The following is a 16,301-nucleotide window of genomic DNA, read 5'->3' as shown; positions in this document are numbered from 1 at the left end:
CCGCCAGCAGATTGCCAGGTTCATCTGCGCTGCCGCAGGTCATGCGCGGATGTATCGTCTCTCCAGTTCCAAATTTGCTGTGAATCGGGGGAAATGGCCCAGTACTACCTCTCGGGTGCAGTAGCGGCCCGGGTCGACGGCACGCCGGCAGCGCTCGGCGGACCGAAGCAGCGGTGTGTACTGGCCGTCTTGCTGGCCAATCACGGCACGGTGGTCAGCATCGACCGCCTGATCGACGCCGTCTGGGGTGACGAGCCCCCGCCGAAGGCGCTCGCGTCGGTGCGCTCGTATGTGGCCAACCTCCGCCGGGTTCTCGACCCGGGCGCCGACGTCGGGCCCGACCAGACCGCCGATGCCCGCCGGGGCGACGCGCAGCGACAACGGCTCGCCTCCCACCCCCACGGCTACCAGCTGAATCTGCTCAGCGGCGACACGATCGACCTCGTCAGCTTCGAAAGCCTTGTCTCGAAAGGCCGGACGGCGCTGATCCGCCACTCGGCCGGTGCCGCCGTGGAGATGCTGACCGAGGCGCTGGCACTCTGGCACGGAGATCCGTTCGGCGAGTTCGCCTATCACGAGTTCGCCGCACCCGAGGCCATCCGCTTCGCAGCCCTGCGGACCACCGCCATCGAGGCCCGTTTCGACGCCGCACTGCAACTCGGCGGTGGCGGCGAACTCGTACCCGAGATCGAGGCGGCCCTTGCGGAACACCCACTGCAGGAACGCTTGTGGGGTCATCTGATGCTGGCATTACACCGGTCCAACCGGACCGCCGACGCCATCCAAGCATTCGACCGGGCCCGCACGACACTCGACCGCGAGGTCGGGACCCGGCCCGGCGAAGGCCTGCAGACCCTGTTCGAGAAGATTCGCGACGGCGCCGCGGAACTGCGCGTCGCACCCGCACCGCACGTGCTGAATCCCGATCCGGACCCGGCGGCGCCGCCCCCGTTCGTCGGCCGGGACGCCGAACTGGGCGCCGTCACCGCGGCGGTGCGCCGGGCCGACGGCGGCGCCGGCGGGCTGACGCTCGTGACCGGCGACAGCGGCATCGGCAAGACCACCCTGGCGCAGGCCGCCGTCGACCGCGCCCGGGCGGCGGGCATCGCCGTGGCCTGGGCCGGCCACCCGAGCGGGGTGAAGCTGCCCCTGCTGTGGACCTGGATCCAGCTGCTGCGCCAACTGGGTGGCGAGCTCGGCACCACCGGCCGCAAGGCCGTGCTGCGGGAGGCCCCCGGCGTCGTCAACGCCCTGGTTCCCGAATGGCACGGCGATGACGACCTCAACGCCGGCAGCCGGTTCGCGCCAACGGGATTCGCCCTGGTCGAGCGCATCGTCGCGGCACTGCGCGAGCTGTCGACCCTGGCCCCGATGGTGCTCGTCATCGACGATCTGCAACGGGCGGACCCCGCCTCGATCAACACCCTCGTCCTGCTGGCCGAAGAGTTCCCGCGCGTCCCCATCCAGGTCATCGGCAACTGGACCTTCTTCGGGGACGACCGGCCCATGAACCGGTCCTCGTTCGAGCGCATCGTCCGGTCGAACGACACCGTCACCCTGCATCTGGACGGCATCGACCGCGCGGCCGCCGCAGACCTCGTCGACGCGGTGGTGGGCGGCACGATCCCGCCGGCCATCTCGGCACAGGTCTGGGAGCAAGCCGGCGGAAACCCCTTCTACATCAAGGAACTGGCGCGGGCGCTGGACACCGACGGTGCACCGCAGCGCGGCCATCCCGCGCTGTCGGATGCCGTGGTCGGCGTCGTCGGCCGCCGGCTCGGCGTCCTGGACCGGCCCTGCCGTCGGGTGCTCTGCGCAGCCGCCGTCGTCGGGCCCGAATTCAACGTCGCCGACCTGGCCGACATCGTCGACCTGTCGGTCTCGACGGTGCAGAGCCGGCTACGTCCGGCGTATCAGACCGGCCTGCTCGACGAACTGCCCGCCCGTCCCGGCGCCTACCGGTTCAGCCACGGCCTGGTGCGCGACGCGCTCATCGCCCAGCTCGCCACCACCGACCGCACCAGCGTGCATGCCGCGATCGCCACCACGCGGACGGCAACGCTCGCGACCGCCGCGTACGAACACGTCATCGCAACCGCCGACCATGCCTGGCGGGCCGGCGCCGAGTTGAATCCCGATGTGGCCCTTGGCATTCTCGAGATCGCCATCCAGCGGGCCCTGAACCGGTCCGCCTACCACGACGTCGCCGGGCTGGCCGAGCACGCCCTGCAGATCGGTGACCGACTGCCGGCCAAACCCGAACACCTGGACCGGCAGGCCACCTTGTGGCTGCACCTGGCCGGGGCGAAGAACATCCTCGAGGGGCAGGCCAGTGAGTCGGCCGCCGCGGCCGTCCAGCGGGCCTTCGAGATCGGTCAGGAAGTCAAGGGCCGGGCCTTCTACGGCGCCATCGCACTGCAGTCCATGCTGCTGTGCGCGCACGGCCGCATCGACGAGGTCGAGATCATCGCCATCGGCCTGCAGGACCAGTACGACAAGTCCGGTGACCCGGTGATCGGTCTCGTCAACGACTTCGTGCACATCCTGCTGTACACCCTGCGCGGCAACACCGACATGTTGATCAGCACCGGGCTGCACATGATGGACACCTTCCCGCCGCCCGAGACGGTCATCGATCCGCTGCACTTCTTCCATCCCCGCGTCTACTGCTGGATGGCGATTGCCGAGGCGGTCCGCGGCGACGTGCAGGCCATGCGCGAATACCACCGCCGCGCATTGCATCTCGCGCAGAGTCGCGGCGACGTGTTCAACATCCTGGCCGCCCGGCTGACGTACGTCGAGTGCGCGGCAGTCCTCGGTGTCACCGACGGCATCGTCGAACTGGCAGACCAGGTCGACGTCGAGTTCACCGCGGCCGGCAGCCCGCAATGGGCTGCGTGCGCGCGCATCGTCCGGGTCTGGGCGCAGGTCATCGGCTCGGGTGAGGGCGACGCGGCCGTCGCCTTCCAGGCGTTCGACGAATACACCTGCGACGGGACCACCGTGATGAACACGATGTTCCTGTGCCTGCTCTCCGACATCGAGTTGCACCAGGGCCGTCCCGACAGTGCCCGTGCCCTGGTGCACCGGGCCGGCCGCCTCGCCGATGCCACGGGCGAACAGGCATTCGCCCGCGGCATCGCCGAACGGCTGGCGGCCCAGTCCGTCGAGCCCGTGTGAATCAGGCCTTGGCGGTCCAGTCGGGCAGTTCCTCGCGCCACTGCCGCCAGATGGCCCGATCCGTCATCATGTCGAGCACACTGCCGAACCCGGACGGATACACCAGGGAGACAACCCATTTGCGGGAGTCCCCGCGGCTGACCTCGCAGCCGCCCCGGTACAACTGACGTAACCAGGTGACCGTCACGGCGTCCCGCGGGAAGTCGAAGATCACCACCTCCTCACCCGCGGACAGCTTCGCCTGGTAATCGGTCAGGCCCAACTGGTCGTCGACCCACTTCGAATACTCGGACGCAAGGCACCGCACCTGGGTGTCGGTCAGCTCGAGTTCGACGTTCACCCACCAGGTGTTGGTACGGCTCTTGAGCAGATACGCCTTGCTTCGGGGTGGCGCCGTCGCCATTTCGTCAGAAGGTGATCTTCAAAGACTTGTCCACCGCGTCCAGCGCCTCGAACAGCTCGTGGCCCTGGCTCTCATCGCTGGTCGCGTTGATCTGCAGCACGTACAGGCCGTCGGGCCCCTTGAAGACCACCGTCTCCTGCCCGAACGCGGCCTTGCCACCGCTCTTGAGGTTGTAGGTGCCGGCGATGCGGAACGCCGGGAAGCCTGCCGAGGTGCCCGGTTCCTCACCGACGGACTCGAAGCCGGGGAGGTTCTTCACCTCGCCGCCCGCGAGCTTGAGCAGCTTGTCGGGGTCTGCCGGACCGTCGAGACGGGACACCAGCGCGATGATGTTCGCGGTGTAGTCGGTGCTCTGGGCGCCGGGCCCGGTGTAGACGAGCGCGCCGTACGCGTAGTCGGGAGTGTCTTCGCCGGCGCTGTCCCATCCGGTCGGGCGGTCGATGTCGACAGCCGGCGCGCCCGGATCCCCGGGATGGATCGACGTCTCCTGGATCTTCTCTTCCTTGATGTAGTCGGCGATCGTGGGATTCGTGCCGGATTCATCGGCCGTACGCGGCTTCAGCTTCGGCGCCGCCTTGGTCGATGACGTCGCGCTCGAGCTGCTGCTCGAACTCGACGAGCTGGAACTGGAGCTGGTCGAGCTCTTGCCCTTGTCGCCGCCTCCTCCGCAAGCGCCCAGCGTGATGCTCAGGCAGACCGCGGCGGCAACGGCGATGACAGGCCGATGCGACATCTGCATCGTGACTCCTCAGGGGTAGACGACGGACGCCGGTCACGTCCTCGGCGCCACGATATGGACGGCCGATTGGAATTCCGTTGAACCCGGCGGCGGACGCGGTTGGAACGGCGGCCACCAACCGGACCTCCATGGACTTCCAACCGGATTCCAACACCGCAGCGCTAACTTTTGCCGTCCGCTCGATCAGTGCGGCGCCGGTGGCTGGCGCCCGAACTCGGAAGGGGTTGGCGACATGACCAACACGATGTGTCAGAGAATCGTTCTGGCATCTGCGATCACGGCTGCCGTGTTCGGCGCCGCTGCCTGCTCCAGCGGGACGCCGTCGGTGAGCAAGAAAGACGTCGAGAGCCAGATTGTCGAAAAGATGACCGGCGCCGACGGCAAGAAGGCCGATTCGGTGACGTGCCCCGACAACCTCGCGGGCCAGAAGGGCGCCGAGGTCAACTGCACCATGAAGGTCGGCGACAAGACCAGCACCGTCAACGTCACGGTCACCAGCGTCGAGGGTGAGAATGTCAAGTTCGACATGGTCCAGACGATCGACAAGGACCAGGTCGCCAAACAGATCAGCGAGGAGCTGGGACAGCAGTTCGGCACCAAGCCCGAAACTCTGACCTGCCCGGAGAACCTCAAAGGCACGCCCGGCGCCACGCTGCGCTGTGAGCTCAAGGACAGCGGCCAGACCTACGGCGTCACGGTCACCGTCAACAAGGTCGACGGCTCCGACGTGAACTACGGGTTCAAGGTCGACGACAAGCCGACGTCGTAACCGATGGGAATTCACCGGGCCCTCTGGCGGGCATCTGCGCTCCTGGCGGTCTGCACCCTGACCGTCGCCGGCTGCGGCGAGAAGCACCTGAAACCACAGGCCGAGCCACCATCGTCGACGACGCCGGCGGGCCCTCCGGTGGAGATTCACGGCGACGCCTCGGACCCGGTGAACAAGATCGTCATCAAAGCGATCGGCGACATCGAAAGCTATTGGCAGACCGAGTTTCCCAAGCTCTACAAGAAGGACTACACCCCGGTCAAGGGTGGGTTCTACGCGGTGGATCCCGAGCAGGGACCGCTGCCGCCGTGCGCCCAGGCGGCCGCCGACATCGCCGGCAACGCGTTCTACTGCGCCAAGGCCGACAACGTCGCCTGGGACGCCGCAGGTCTGCTGCCGAGTCTGCGAAAGCGGTTCGGCGACTTCGTCATTCCCGTGGTGATGGCCCACGAGTGGGGGCACGCGATCCAGGCCCGCGCGAACTTCCAGGGCGAGACCGTCACCAAGGAGATCCAGGCCGACTGCTTCGCCGGGGCCTGGGCCAAACACAGCGCCGAGACCTTCAAGCCCAGCCCCAACGATCTCGACCGCGCCCTCGCCGGCGTGCTGTTCCTGCGCGACGAGCCGGGCACCGGGCAGCATGAATTGAGCGCGCACGGCAGTGGTTTCGACCGGGTGAGTTCCTTCCGCAACGGATACGATCAGGGCCCGCAAGCCTGCGCCGACTACCGGCGCGGTGACCCGGTCGTGGTCGAGCTGCCGTTCAACAACGCGGAGGATGCCGCGGCCGGCGGCAACGCCCCGTACGAGTCGATCGTGGACGGTGTCCCCGAGGACGCCGAGGACTACTTCGCGAAGCTCTACCAGCAGGGCACCGGCAAACCGTGGACCCCGATGAAGCCCGCGCAGAAGCTCGACCCGCGCAACCAACCGGACTGCGGCAACGAATCGACCAAGGGCTACGTGCTGTTCTACTGTGTCCCCGAGGACTATGTCGGATTCGACAACGTCGAGGCCATGCCCCAAATCTATGAGGAGGCGGGGGATTTCGCGGTGGCGACGCTGATCGCGACGCAGTACGGGCTCGCGCTGCTGACCCGCCTCGGGCAGGACAGCAGCGACAAGCAGACGTCTCTGCAGGCCGACTGCCTCGCCGGCGCCTGGGCCGCGAGCCTGCTGCTGCACGAACGCGCCGACAGCCGTTACAGCCTGTCGCCGGGTGACCTCGACAAGGCGGTGTCCGCACTCCTGCTGTTCCGGGGTGAGGGTGACGTCGAACGCCAAGGTCAAGGCAGCGACCGGATCGACGCCTACCGCAAGGGCGTCTACGAGGGCGCGAAGCCGTGCCTCGCCCGTTGACCACAGCCACCTCGTCGCTCAAGGAGCGTGCTCGATGACCCAGCCCGACCAGACCAGCGTCGCCGCGGACGAGACGCCGGCCGGACAGCAGACCTCGGCCGGGCGCGGCCTGCTGAATTCGATGCACCCGAAGGCGTTCTTCGCCATGGCCGACGGCTATCCCGTTGGGGTCAAACAGTTTCTGCAGTTCTGCCTGCTGCTGATCTATCCGGGCTGGCTGCTCGCGGCGCCCTTGTGCGCGGCCATCTATTTCACGGGGTACGGGGTCCTGTGGGTCCTGTTCTGGCCGTTGCGCGCGTGGATGAAGAAGAACCGGCCCGAGGAGTATGCCGCCAGTCAGCTCAAGTGAGCGGGCGTCCTATCGCTTCAGGAAGTCGAAGAAGTGCGGCGTGGTGTCGACCCGCAGCCGCGTCAGCTTGCGGTAGCTGATGAGCCGCAGGCCGTGTTCCAGGCGGTACTGCTCGTGATAGTGGCCGTAGCCGTGGAGATGCTCTTCGGCTTCGCCGTTGGTCCACCACAACTTGTCCTCCATGGCCCAGATTCCGGTGGCCGTGGTGTCGCTGGTCAGCTCGATCTCGGGGGTGTGACCGTGGTGGACGGTGGTGACGGTGGTGCCGCCGTCGAGCAGTGACCGAATGGCGCGCGTCAGCGGCTCCTTACCGACCACCCGGTTGCCGGCCGCCTCTTTGGGCGTCCAATTGTCGTTGTCGGGCAACCCATCCCAGGTCTCGGAGACGACGTCGTCGGTGTGCAGTGTCGGGTAGACCTCCCACTGCTTGGTATCCATGCACCGCAGCCGGCGGGCGAAGGTGCGCTTGATTGCCTCGATGGCGCAGGCCTGGTCGCCGGTGCTGAGGGTGATGTCGGTGGTCATTCGATCTCTTTTCAGGATGTGCGGTTTCGCCGGCGCCAGGGCGCCAGCAGCAGTTCGCAGGCCCGGCGCATGTCGCGCTCGGCCTGCTCGGGCGTCGTCTCCCCGGTGATGGCCCACGACAGGATGCCGTACGCGCACTGCTCGAGCAGCAGCGCGATCTGCGTCTGGTCGGCGGTGGGCGCCGCGATCCCGGCGACGCCGAGAATGTTGCGCCGCAGGTTGTAGTCGCCGCGGACCGTCGACTCGGCGCGGCGGGCATTGACCGACGTGATCATCGCGCGCGCCAGTAGCGGACGGGCCAGCATGTTCCGGATGATGCCGGCCATGAACTCGGTGACGTCGGCGACCGGGTGCCCGGTCGTCGGACCCGGCGGAGCTGCGGTCTGGGTGAGGTGGAACAGCAACGCCGCGAACAGGTGATGCTTCGTGGGGTAGTAGCGGTAGACGGTGGTGATCGAGACCGCCGACTGATCCGCCACGTCCTGCATCCGGACCTCTTCGAGGCCGTACCGCGCCCCCAGGAGCGCGGCGGTCGCGAGGATGCGGTCGCAGCGGTCGATTTGCGCGGGGGTCCTGGGAGTCGCCGGTTCCCTGTCGAGCGGTGCGCGGGGCATGGCTAAACCGCCGGCCCAGACGGCGTGCCCTGCAACATCTTCTGGATCATCGCGTGTGACGCCAGCAGCACCTTGTCGCGATCGGTGGTGGCGTGGACCGCCGGACTGGCGGCGTGCATCGAGATGACGTGCACGGGTCCGTTCGCGAGATTCGCGAGGCCTTCACGGGCGACGTCGGCCGGATCGGACGCGGGCATGCCGGGGACGTCGAAATTGAGGCCGACGCGCTCCATCGCCGGTGTCCTGGTGAGGCCGAGGACGAGTTCGAGGACGTGCACGTTGTGCTCGCGCAGCTCCAGCCACAGACCCTCGGCGTAGATCCGGCTGAATGCCTTCACCCCGCCGTACACGGTGTGCCGCGCCGAGCCGAGGTGCCCGGAGAGCGATCCGACCAACATCAGCCCGCCCCGGCGACGCTCGCTCATCGGCGCGCCGAAGTGGTGGACCAGCCGCAGCGGGGTGGTGACGTTCAGGTCGATGACGCGCTGGAACTCCGTCAGGTCGCCGTCGAGGAACTCGGCGCTGTGGGTGTTGGCGCCGGCGTTGTAGATGAGGAGTCCGACCTCCAGATCGGTTGTGGCACTGATGATCTGATCCACACCGTCATCGGTGGTCAGGTCGACGGTGAGCTCGCGCACCGTCACGCCCAACTCGCGACAGCGAGTGGCGGTGGCCTGCAGCGGCCCCGGCTTGCGCGCGATCAGCACCAGGTTGACACCGGCCCGCGCGAGCAGTGCCGCGAACTCGGCCCCGACGCCTTCCGAGCCACCCGCGATGACGGCCCACGGCCCGTATTGCTGCAACTGCAATGCGTCCTCACTAGACAAGTTCACGCCCCATATCTAAAATTCATTTTAGTTTTCAGCGTCCGAGGGTAGCCGATCCAGACGCCAGATCGGAAGGGCGCATAAATGCGGATAGGTCTGCAGACGCCAGTGGTGATCCAGGTACCCGCCACCGCGTCGGCGTGGGAAGCGACGGCCGGCGCCGCCGAGATCGGGGAGATCGCCGCCGTCGCCGACCTGCTCGGCATCGACTACCTGACGTGTTCCGAACATGTCGTCGTGCCGACCGATGTGGCGGCCACCCGGGGCGCGACGTACTGGGATCCGCTGGCCACCTTGGCTTTCATCGCCGGGCGCACATCGCGCATCCGGCTGGCCACCTCGGTGCTGGTGCTGGGCTACCACCATCCGCTCGAGATCGCCAAGCGTTACGGCACCCTCGACCAGGTCAGCGGTGGCCGGTTGATCCTGGGCGTGGGCGTCGGGTCGCTGCGGGAGGAGTTCGACCTGCTGGGCGCGGCCTGGGACGACCGGGGTGCCCGCGCGGACGAGGCGATGACCGCGCTGCGCGCGGCATTGCCCACCAATCATCCAGTGCACCAGGGTGATCACTACAACTACGACTCGTTCGTGATGGACCCCTGTGCGCTGCAACCGCGCGTACCGATCTGGGTGGGCGGCCGGACCCGCCGTTCGCTGCGCCGGGCCGTCGAGCTCGGCGACGGCTGGATGCCCTTCGGCCTCGCGGCGGCCGAGATCTCGACAATGCTTGCCACCGTGGAACTTCCGACGGATTTCGACATCGTGCTCGCCACGAGGCCGCTGGATCCCATGGGTGCACCGCAACAGACACTCGATGCACTCGGCGCGCTCGAGGACGCCGGTGCGACGGCCGCGACCTGCGTGATCGCCTCCCGATCCGCGGCGCACTGCTGCGAACAACTCGGCGCCCTGGCAGATCTGACGAACCTGCTGACCACGGAGGCGAGATGACCGACCAGCGACTGGCCGAGCTCGAAGCGCGGTTGCGCCGCATCGAGGACGAACGCGCCATCGAGCGGATGATCGCTTCCTACGGTCCGCTCGTCGACGCCGGCGAGGCCGACGCCGTCGCCGCGATGTGGGCGCCCGACGGTGTCTACGATGTCGAGAACTGGCTCATGACCGGGCCCGCCGACGTCGCGGCCATGGTGCGCTCACCCGGTCACCAGGATTTCATCACCACCGGTTGCACCCACTTCCTGAGTCCCGCCGTCGTCACCGTCGACGGCGATGAGGCGGTCGCCGTCTGCGAGTCGACGCTGTTGCTCAGGCGCACAACGACTTACGAACCCATCCGGGCCGGCGTCAGCCACTTCCACCTTCGCCGGGCCACCGGGGCGCCGCACGGCTGGCAGATCGTCAAACGCGTCACGCGACTGCTCGACGGAACCGAGCGGCCCCGCAGGTTGCTGTCGGACGGTATCGCCGGACGGCTCCCGGCCTAGCCGCGCACCCGGTCCAGTGTGTGCCCGGCCATGGCCGCCAGGACGCGGTGGGCCCGGGCGACCATGGCCGCGGCGGACTCCTCGGGATGATTGCGCCAGAACAGCATCAGCGCCGACACCATGTGTTCCCAGACGCCGGTGGCGGCCACCAGGTCGACGGGATCGGTCAGGCCGACACTGCCGAGGGACCGCGATACCCCGGCGAACGCCTGCTGCCGCAAGATCGTCCGCTGCTCGCGTGCGGCATCCCGCGCCGGGCCATGGGGGACCGACCGGTCGAACAGCACATGCCAGTCGCCCGGGTGCCCCTCGAACGTCGTGAAGATGGCGGCCAGCACGGGCTCGCCGGCGGCGGCGCCGGCCCCGGCCAGGTGGTCGGGCGAGGTGAGCGCGTCGGCGACGGCCTGCTCGATCTGGGTGCCGATCTTGGTCACGCAGGCGGCGTAGACCGCCTCTTTCGACCCGAAGTAACTGATGATCAGGGTCTTGGAGACGTCGGCCTGCGCGGCAATGGCGGCCAGGGACGCGCCCGCGTACGTGGCACGGCTGAACTCGGCGATGGCGGCCTCGACGATCAGCTGCTCACGCTCACCGCGCGGCACACCTTTGGTACCGGTCCTGCCGGTGACGGGGCGCGTGGTCATCGGGACAGCCTAATCAGCCCCGCAGCACCTCTGCCCCGGAGTTGACCGTTGCCTGGGACGAACAGGCAATTCAGTCCGGCTGAACGTCGATCCACTCCAGATATGCACTGCCCGAGACCGATCCGGTACCCCAGGTACCGGTATAGGAGTACGCCGTCACGTATCCCGGTCCGTGCCCGAGGCGCCACGGCGCGTCAACGGTGCCGATCAGCGCCAGAATTTCCCGGTCGCCATCACGCACCGACCACTTGAACTTGCGGGGCCTCCGCATCTTGTTGCCCCGATCGTCGACGAGCGGCTCGCCGTATTCGGTGACCGCGAAGTGGACGTCGGTGTAGACCTCGGTCTCGCCGCCGAGCACCCGCACGTGGGCCAGCTTGCAGGCGGTGCGGCCCCGCGCCCGGACGTCGGTCAGCAACACCTGCGTTCGCTCGTCGAGGTTGATGATCTGGTAGGTGAAGAAATCCAGCGGCAGTTTCAGCTGGGCCGGTATCGGCCGGCGCGTAAGTGCTTGGTGCGTACGGATTCTCGCGTACTCGAAGGTACCCAGACCGCTGACTGCGACGCCGTCGACCGTGCCGGTGTAGGGCGCGAGCAGGCTCAGGTGGTCATAGATCGGCGACTTCACGAAGTACGAAACCTGTGCTGTGACATTCAGTTTGAGGTCTACGTCGAACTGCGGATAGCGGCCGCGGACGACGACGTGCGGCAGGGCCACGTTGATGGCCAGGTCTTCGGCCCAGTGCAGCCGGCGGGCATCGGCGGTGAACCAGCAGTCCGCGCTCATGTCGTAGGCCCGATAGAACCGCTGATCCGCATGCGCGGTCGACGAGAAGACCGTGGTGGTGTCGCGCGCGTCGGCGGCGGCCAGGTGGTCGAGATCGAACAGTTCGGCGCCCGACGCACCCAGCAGCGTCATGGTGTTGAGATAGCGGTAGGGCTCGGGCAGGTCCGGCACGAACACACCGAAATGCGTGACGCCCCAGGCACGTGAGAGGTCATGCGGCCGGAGAATCTCCGGGGCGTCGAACGGCAGGCGCGACGCCGGCAGGCGACTGTCGACCAGCGGCAGCAGGCCGTCGATGACGACACGCGACAGCGCGCGGGAGATCGGGTGCGTCTTCATGGAGTCCTTGTCTGGCGTGGGATCGGCGACTAGGTGAGGGCGGCGAGAGCACGGTCCGCCGTGGCGGGGGAGATGAGGTCGATGGTCGGCAGGACCGCGCGCAGCACCGCGGGGCTGACCTCGACCGGCTGATGGGTGACCGCCCGCACGATCCAGCGTCCGGCCTCTTCCGCCGACAGTGCCGGGGCATCCTCGTATTCGGCTGTGGGCGCGATCATTTCGGTGCGGACCAGCGGGAAGTAGACATTGGTGGCACTGATGCCTGGGTGGGGCCGTTCGGCATTGAGGCTGCGGCCGAAGATCGCCAGCGCACTCTTGGAAGCGGCATACGCGGAGAAGCGCGGGAACGTGTTGGCGTGCAGGCCCCAGGTACAGACGTTGACGACCTGACCGCGGCCGCGCTCGATCATGCCCGGCAGCAGCCCCAGGCTCAGCTGGACAGCAGCCAGGTAGTTGAGGGACATCGTGCGCTGATAGTCGTGCAGCCGGTCGGTGGCGTCGGCGATGCTGCGGCGGATCGAATGTCCGGCGTTGTTCACCAGCACGTCCACGCGTTCGTCGGCGAGGTCGGCCAGCAGCCGGGCCGTGGCCGCCTGGTCGGCCAGATCGCAAGTGCGCCAAGAGCATCCGGTCTCGGCGGCGAGCGTCCGTAGTTCGTCCTCCCGGCGGGCGACGGCGATGACGGTGGCACCGCGCGCGCGGAGCTGGGTGACGGCCTGCCGGCCGATACCGGCCGAGGCGCCCGTCACGACGATCGTCAGGTCGCTGACGTCACGTCCCGGGCCGGCCAGCGCGGCGTCGAGTCGCTCGGGCAACAGGGTGCGGCGCTGGACGAGATCCATCACGGCATTACGAATGAACATGGTTTCCTCCCACACGGTGTTCTCACCGGGACGTCGCCGATATTACCACTCGGTTACTTCAGCCTCGGCCGGTGATGCCCGAGCCGCCCATCCACAGCGGCGGTTCGCAGTGATCACCGGCCGCGGTATGCGGGACCAACCCGCGCCAGCGCTGACGGCGCGTCATCCGGTCGTAGTGTCCGGCGGCGACCGACTTCAGAAAGTCCACACTTTCGCTCAGGTAATCCAGACCGTAGCCGGTCAGTACATACGTGGGCAGGCCCGGCAACGACTGCTCCGAGATGTCGTATCGCTCGCTGCGGTGGTGCGTCCCGCAATCATCGACCTCGGCTGTCCACCGCAGTGCCGACGGCACGTGCCGCGCCGCCGCCGTCGCCGTCGCCTCTACGGCCGTCCGCCAGTCGACACCGGTCCCGGGCGCGATCCAGAAGGGCGCCGGGATTTCGCGGACGATCTCTGTCCTCATGCCGATCCCCTTCCGCAGCTCGTGCACCGAGTGTGAGCGCGGGCGACGCGGTCGGGGAAGTGCTTCCTACGCCAGCGGGCCGTTTCCTCGCACGAATCACAGATTGGCCCGCCAGCGTGGGCTACAGCCGGTACATCTCGCGCTCGGTGGCCGCTTCGTCGAAAAGCAGGTCGGGCCGTCCCCGATGCGCGGTGTGCGCCCGCGCGGCGGCGATCCGGGCCGCCCAGGCGGGATTTCCAATTATGTTGCGCCGGAATCGAGTTCGCGGTACGAGGACGACCGCGGCCAGGCTCGGCCGGCAGGAGAATGCAGTCATCGACGAACCCTATGAGCCGAGACCACCGTCGGGCATCGTGCTGGGGACGGCTCCGTCCTCATACCGGGGGCGGAGCGCGCTGTTCACCTTCCTGCGCGCAGGCGGATCAGACGGACTCGACCTCGGCCTTGATGCGGTTGAGAGTGGTCCTCATGTCCCGGATGTTGCGCCGGGTGCGCAGCTGGCCGCCGAAAATGCCGAACACGGTGTCGAGCAGGCCGGGCGTCATCCAGAACGTCTCGGTGACATCCGTGCCATCGCCGGCGGGCGCCAGGGCGTAGTGCCAATTGTTCACCGCCTTGTCGCCGGCAAGCACCGCGAAGCCGAACTCGCGCCCGGGTTCGCAGGCCGTGACACGGCACGTCGTCCAGTAGATCGGCCCGATCTCGTTGCGCTTGACGTGGCCGCGGAACAGCGCGCCGAGTGCGGGTCCGGTGGCTCCGTCCAGCCATTCCGACTCGAATACTTCGGGCGAGTACTTCGGGGTGTTCCGAATATCGGCGATCAGGTTCCAGACCTGATCGGCCCGCGCGCTCATGTGGACGGTAACCGAACCCTTCATGGCGCGATCCTATCGATCGGTACCGCCCGGCAGGCCACCCTCCTGTTTCGGCTGGATCGCCTACACGGGCCTCACCACAACACCCGATAAATGCAAAAGCCGCGAATCCGAACCGGATTCGCGGCTTTTGTTGTGTGGGCGAAGGGGGACTTGAACCCCCACGTCCCGAAGGACACTGGCACCTGAAGCCAGCGCGTCTGCCATTCCGCCACTCGCCCCAAACAACTGGGAGAGAGTATCACCACCCCCACCCCCGGCTCCAAATCCGCGCCTGACCACCGGATACGGCCCAATTTGGTCCGCCGCGACCGCGAAATCCAGCGATCGGCCGGTCCGCGTGCCGGCCGGCCACGTCCTGACCTGCGGCTTTCGAATTCTCACGATTCTGTTGGTCACGTATTGCAAGGTCAGGCCGATACCATGCGTAACAGTGGTGTCCGCGGTTATCGCGCACATCACATCTGGACCACCGAGACGAAGCGAGGCAGGGGGACATGGGTCTGGTCGACCGGATCGAGCGCAAGCTCGAGACCACGGTCGGAGACGCTTTTGCCCGCGTCTTCGGGGGGTCGATCGCACCCCCGGAAGTCGAGGCCGCCCTCCAGCGGGAAGCCGAATCCGGTGCCCGTGATGTCGGTGGCGGCCGTATTTTGGCACCGAACGAATACGTCATTACGCTCAGTAACACCGATTTCGAGAAGGTGAACGCCGATCCTGACCTCACACCCAGTGCTTTTGCCAAACACCTTGAGGGATTCGTCCATGAGCGGGGATGGCAAACGTATGGTGAGGTGGTCGTCAGGTTTGAGCCGTCACCTGGCCTTCATACCGGCCAATTCCGCGCCCACGGCGCGGTCAACCCCGACTCAACCGCCGGGCCACCGCGGCCGGCACCCAGCGACCGCGTGCACACCGCAGAACCAGGAGTACCAACGATGACTGACAACCCGACCCACCGTCCCGGCCCGGGACAGGGCCAGCCAGGCGACGAGTACGACTACGGACGGCAGCCCGACGAGCAGCGCGGTCAGCAGTACCCGCAGGACCCGAGCCAGGGCTACGGCCAGCCACCGCAGGGTTACGGCCAGCAGGGCGGCTACGGCGCGCCGCAGGGTGGCCCCGGATACGGCCAGCAGGGTGGCTATGGCCAGCCCGAGCAGGCCGGTTACGGCGCCGGCCCGTCGGGGTACGGCCAGGGCGGCTTCGGCGGCCCGCAGGGTGGTCCTCCCGGACCGCCGCCGGTCGGTCCTCAGCATGGTTACGGCCAGCCCGAGCAGGGTTACGGCCAGCAGAGCTACGGCCAGCAGCCCGAACAGGGCTACGGCGGCCAGCAGGGCGGCTACGGCCAGCCCCCGCAGGGCGGTTATGGGCAGCCCGAGCAAGGTGGCTACGGCCAGGGCGGCTACGGCCAGCCCCAGCAGGGCGGTTACGGCCAGCCCGAACAGGGCTACGGCGGCCAGCAGGGCGGCTACGGCCAGCCCCAGCAGGGTGGCTACGGCCAGGGCGGCTACGGCGAGCAGAACTACGGCCAGCCGCAGCAGCAGGGCTACGGCCAGGCGCCGGCCGATCAGGGCTACGGTCATGCCCCCGCTGATCAGGGATACGGTCAGGCGCCGGCGCCGGGTGGCTACGGCGACCAGGGTTACGGTGGCGGCGCTGGCGCCGGCTACGCCGAGCCCGACTACGGTCAGCCGGCCGGCGGCTACGGCGGTGGCTACGGCGCCGCGGGCGCGAACGTCACCCTCCAGCTCGACGACGGCAGCGGCCGCACCTACCAGCTGCGCGAAGGCGCGAACGTCATCGGCCGCGGCCAGGACGCGCAGTTCCGTCTGCCCGACACCGGCGTTTCGCGCCGGCACCTCGAAATCCGCTGGGACGGCCACACCGCGCTGCTCTCGGATCTGAACTCGACCAACGGCACCACCGTCAACAACGCCCCGGTGCAGGAGTGGCAGCTGGCCGACGGCGACGTCATCCGGGTGGGTCACTCCGAGATCGTGGTCCGCGTTCACTGAGCCCGGTTTCTGTCACCGGCCGGATGATGTTCGCACCGGCCGGTGAGCGCCAAAGTATCGTGACGATGCCGACGGCTACCGGGCACCGGGCCCAGCCTC

At 68.0% G+C, this 16,301-nt stretch carries 18 protein-coding genes and 1 tRNA gene; 7 read left to right on the top strand and 12 right to left on the bottom strand.

The genetic code is table 11. The features are described from left to right. The first annotated feature begins 93 nt into the window (after positions 1–93). Positions 94–3,180, top strand: coding sequence for a BTAD domain-containing putative transcriptional regulator (locus tag ACJEIK_RS00280; RefSeq protein WP_409430839.1), 3,087 nt, complete (start codon positions 94–96; stop codon positions 3,178–3,180). A 1-nt stretch (position 3,181) separates the two neighbouring features. Here the strand turns inward: ACJEIK_RS00280 and ACJEIK_RS00275 are convergent, their stop codons facing one another. Together ACJEIK_RS00275 and ACJEIK_RS00270 are read right to left on the bottom strand one after the other, a co-directional pair. Further along, positions 3,182–3,583 (bottom strand): hypothetical protein, encoded by a 402-nt coding sequence (locus ACJEIK_RS00275; RefSeq protein ID WP_409430838.1) that lies wholly within the window; start codon positions 3,581–3,583, stop codon positions 3,182–3,184. A gap of 4 nt (positions 3,584–3,587) precedes the next feature. Then, a complete protein-coding gene (locus tag ACJEIK_RS00270) occupies positions 3,588–4,322 on the bottom strand; it encodes an LpqN/LpqT family lipoprotein (protein WP_133425709.1) in 735 nt (244 codons plus the stop codon). Between the two features lie 232 nt (positions 4,323–4,554). Here ACJEIK_RS00270 and ACJEIK_RS00265 point away from each other — a divergent pair, with 232 nt between their 5' ends. Genes ACJEIK_RS00265 through ACJEIK_RS00255 form a run of 3 tightly spaced genes read left to right on the top strand, consistent with a single transcriptional unit; the run spans position 4,555 to position 6,799 of the window. Next, the gene (locus ACJEIK_RS00265; RefSeq protein ID WP_135357133.1) at positions 4,555–5,091 is read left to right on the top strand and encodes a DUF4333 domain-containing protein; all 537 of its coding nucleotides are present in this window, start codon (positions 4,555–4,557) and stop codon (positions 5,089–5,091) included. Positions 5,092–5,094: 3 nt separating this feature from the next. Further along, positions 5,095–6,450: a neutral zinc metallopeptidase gene (locus ACJEIK_RS00260; RefSeq protein ID WP_409430837.1), complete on the top strand. Its 1,356-nt coding sequence runs from the start codon at positions 5,095–5,097 to the stop codon at positions 6,448–6,450. Positions 6,451–6,484: 34 nt separating this feature from the next. Further along, complete coding sequence (locus ACJEIK_RS00255; protein ID WP_061000044.1) at positions 6,485–6,799, top strand: hypothetical protein; 315 nt, start codon at positions 6,485–6,487, stop codon at positions 6,797–6,799. Positions 6,800–6,808: 9 nt separating this feature from the next. Here the strand turns inward: ACJEIK_RS00255 and ACJEIK_RS00250 are convergent, their stop codons facing one another. The 3 genes from ACJEIK_RS00250 to ACJEIK_RS00240 are packed head-to-tail and all read right to left on the bottom strand — an operon-like array spanning position 6,809 to position 8,765. Beyond that, on the bottom strand, positions 6,809–7,324 hold the full coding sequence (locus ACJEIK_RS00250) for a nuclear transport factor 2 family protein (protein WP_409430836.1): 516 nt from the start codon (positions 7,322–7,324) through the stop codon (positions 6,809–6,811). A gap of 11 nt (positions 7,325–7,335) precedes the next feature. Beyond that, on the bottom strand, positions 7,336–7,938 hold the full coding sequence (locus ACJEIK_RS00245; RefSeq protein ID WP_064858608.1) for a TetR family transcriptional regulator: 603 nt from the start codon (positions 7,936–7,938) through the stop codon (positions 7,336–7,338). 2 nt (positions 7,939–7,940) lie between these two features. Further along, positions 7,941–8,765 (bottom strand): SDR family NAD(P)-dependent oxidoreductase, encoded by an 825-nt coding sequence (locus ACJEIK_RS00240; protein WP_409431776.1) that lies wholly within the window; start codon positions 8,763–8,765, stop codon positions 7,941–7,943. An 84-nt stretch (positions 8,766–8,849) separates the two neighbouring features. Here ACJEIK_RS00240 and ACJEIK_RS00235 point away from each other — a divergent pair, with 84 nt between their 5' ends. Together ACJEIK_RS00235 and ACJEIK_RS00230 are read left to right on the top strand one after the other, a co-directional pair. Continuing rightward, the gene (locus tag ACJEIK_RS00235; protein WP_409430835.1) at positions 8,850–9,716 is read left to right on the top strand and encodes an LLM class F420-dependent oxidoreductase; all 867 of its coding nucleotides are present in this window, start codon (positions 8,850–8,852) and stop codon (positions 9,714–9,716) included. Further along, the gene (locus ACJEIK_RS00230; protein ID WP_064858610.1) at positions 9,713–10,210 is read left to right on the top strand and encodes a nuclear transport factor 2 family protein; all 498 of its coding nucleotides are present in this window, start codon (positions 9,713–9,715) and stop codon (positions 10,208–10,210) included. Before ACJEIK_RS00235 ends, ACJEIK_RS00230 begins: the two co-directional genes overlap by 4 nt. On the opposite strand, the gene ACJEIK_RS00225 is transcribed toward ACJEIK_RS00230, so the two are convergent. The 7 genes from ACJEIK_RS00225 to ACJEIK_RS00195 form a co-directional block, all read right to left on the bottom strand. Then, complete coding sequence (locus tag ACJEIK_RS00225) at positions 10,207–10,854, bottom strand: TetR/AcrR family transcriptional regulator (protein ID WP_110767171.1); 648 nt, start codon at positions 10,852–10,854, stop codon at positions 10,207–10,209. The genes ACJEIK_RS00230 and ACJEIK_RS00225 overlap by 4 nt on opposite strands. A 70-nt stretch (positions 10,855–10,924) precedes the next feature. Further along, positions 10,925–11,980 carry a DUF6670 family protein gene (locus tag ACJEIK_RS00220; protein WP_064858611.1) on the bottom strand — a complete coding sequence of 352 codons (1,056 nt, stop codon included), beginning with the start codon at positions 11,978–11,980 and terminating at the stop codon, positions 10,925–10,927. Positions 11,981–12,009: 29 nt separating this feature from the next. Continuing rightward, a complete protein-coding gene (locus ACJEIK_RS00215; protein ID WP_061000088.1) occupies positions 12,010–12,843 on the bottom strand; it encodes an SDR family NAD(P)-dependent oxidoreductase in 834 nt (277 codons plus the stop codon). A 58-nt stretch (positions 12,844–12,901) separates the two neighbouring features. Beyond that, the gene (locus ACJEIK_RS00210; protein ID WP_135356301.1) at positions 12,902–13,309 is read right to left on the bottom strand and encodes a hypothetical protein; all 408 of its coding nucleotides are present in this window, start codon (positions 13,307–13,309) and stop codon (positions 12,902–12,904) included. 121 nt (positions 13,310–13,430) lie between these two features. Next, entirely contained in the window at positions 13,431–13,625 is a 195-nt protein-coding gene (locus ACJEIK_RS00205) for a hypothetical protein (RefSeq protein ID WP_061000058.1), read from the bottom strand. A 106-nt stretch (positions 13,626–13,731) separates the two neighbouring features. Beyond that, entirely contained in the window at positions 13,732–14,187 is a 456-nt protein-coding gene (locus ACJEIK_RS00200; protein ID WP_409430834.1) for an SRPBCC family protein, read from the bottom strand. A gap of 135 nt (positions 14,188–14,322) precedes the next feature. Next, a tRNA-Leu gene (locus tag ACJEIK_RS00195) sits at positions 14,323–14,405 on the bottom strand. 276 nt (positions 14,406–14,681) lie between these two features. Here ACJEIK_RS00195 and ACJEIK_RS00190 point away from each other — a divergent pair. Beyond that, the gene (locus ACJEIK_RS00190; protein ID WP_138247539.1) at positions 14,682–16,202 is read left to right on the top strand and encodes a DUF3662 and FHA domain-containing protein; all 1,521 of its coding nucleotides are present in this window, start codon (positions 14,682–14,684) and stop codon (positions 16,200–16,202) included. The last annotated feature ends 99 nt before the right edge of the window (positions 16,203–16,301 follow it).

The sequence above is a fragment of the Mycobacterium sp. SMC-16 genome (assembly GCF_046250085.1).
Lineage (GTDB): Bacteria > Actinomycetota > Actinomycetes > Mycobacteriales > Mycobacteriaceae > Mycobacterium > Mycobacterium phocaicum.
Note: the sequence above shows the minus strand (reverse complement) of the source record. Positions and strands in the feature narration are given on the sequence as shown.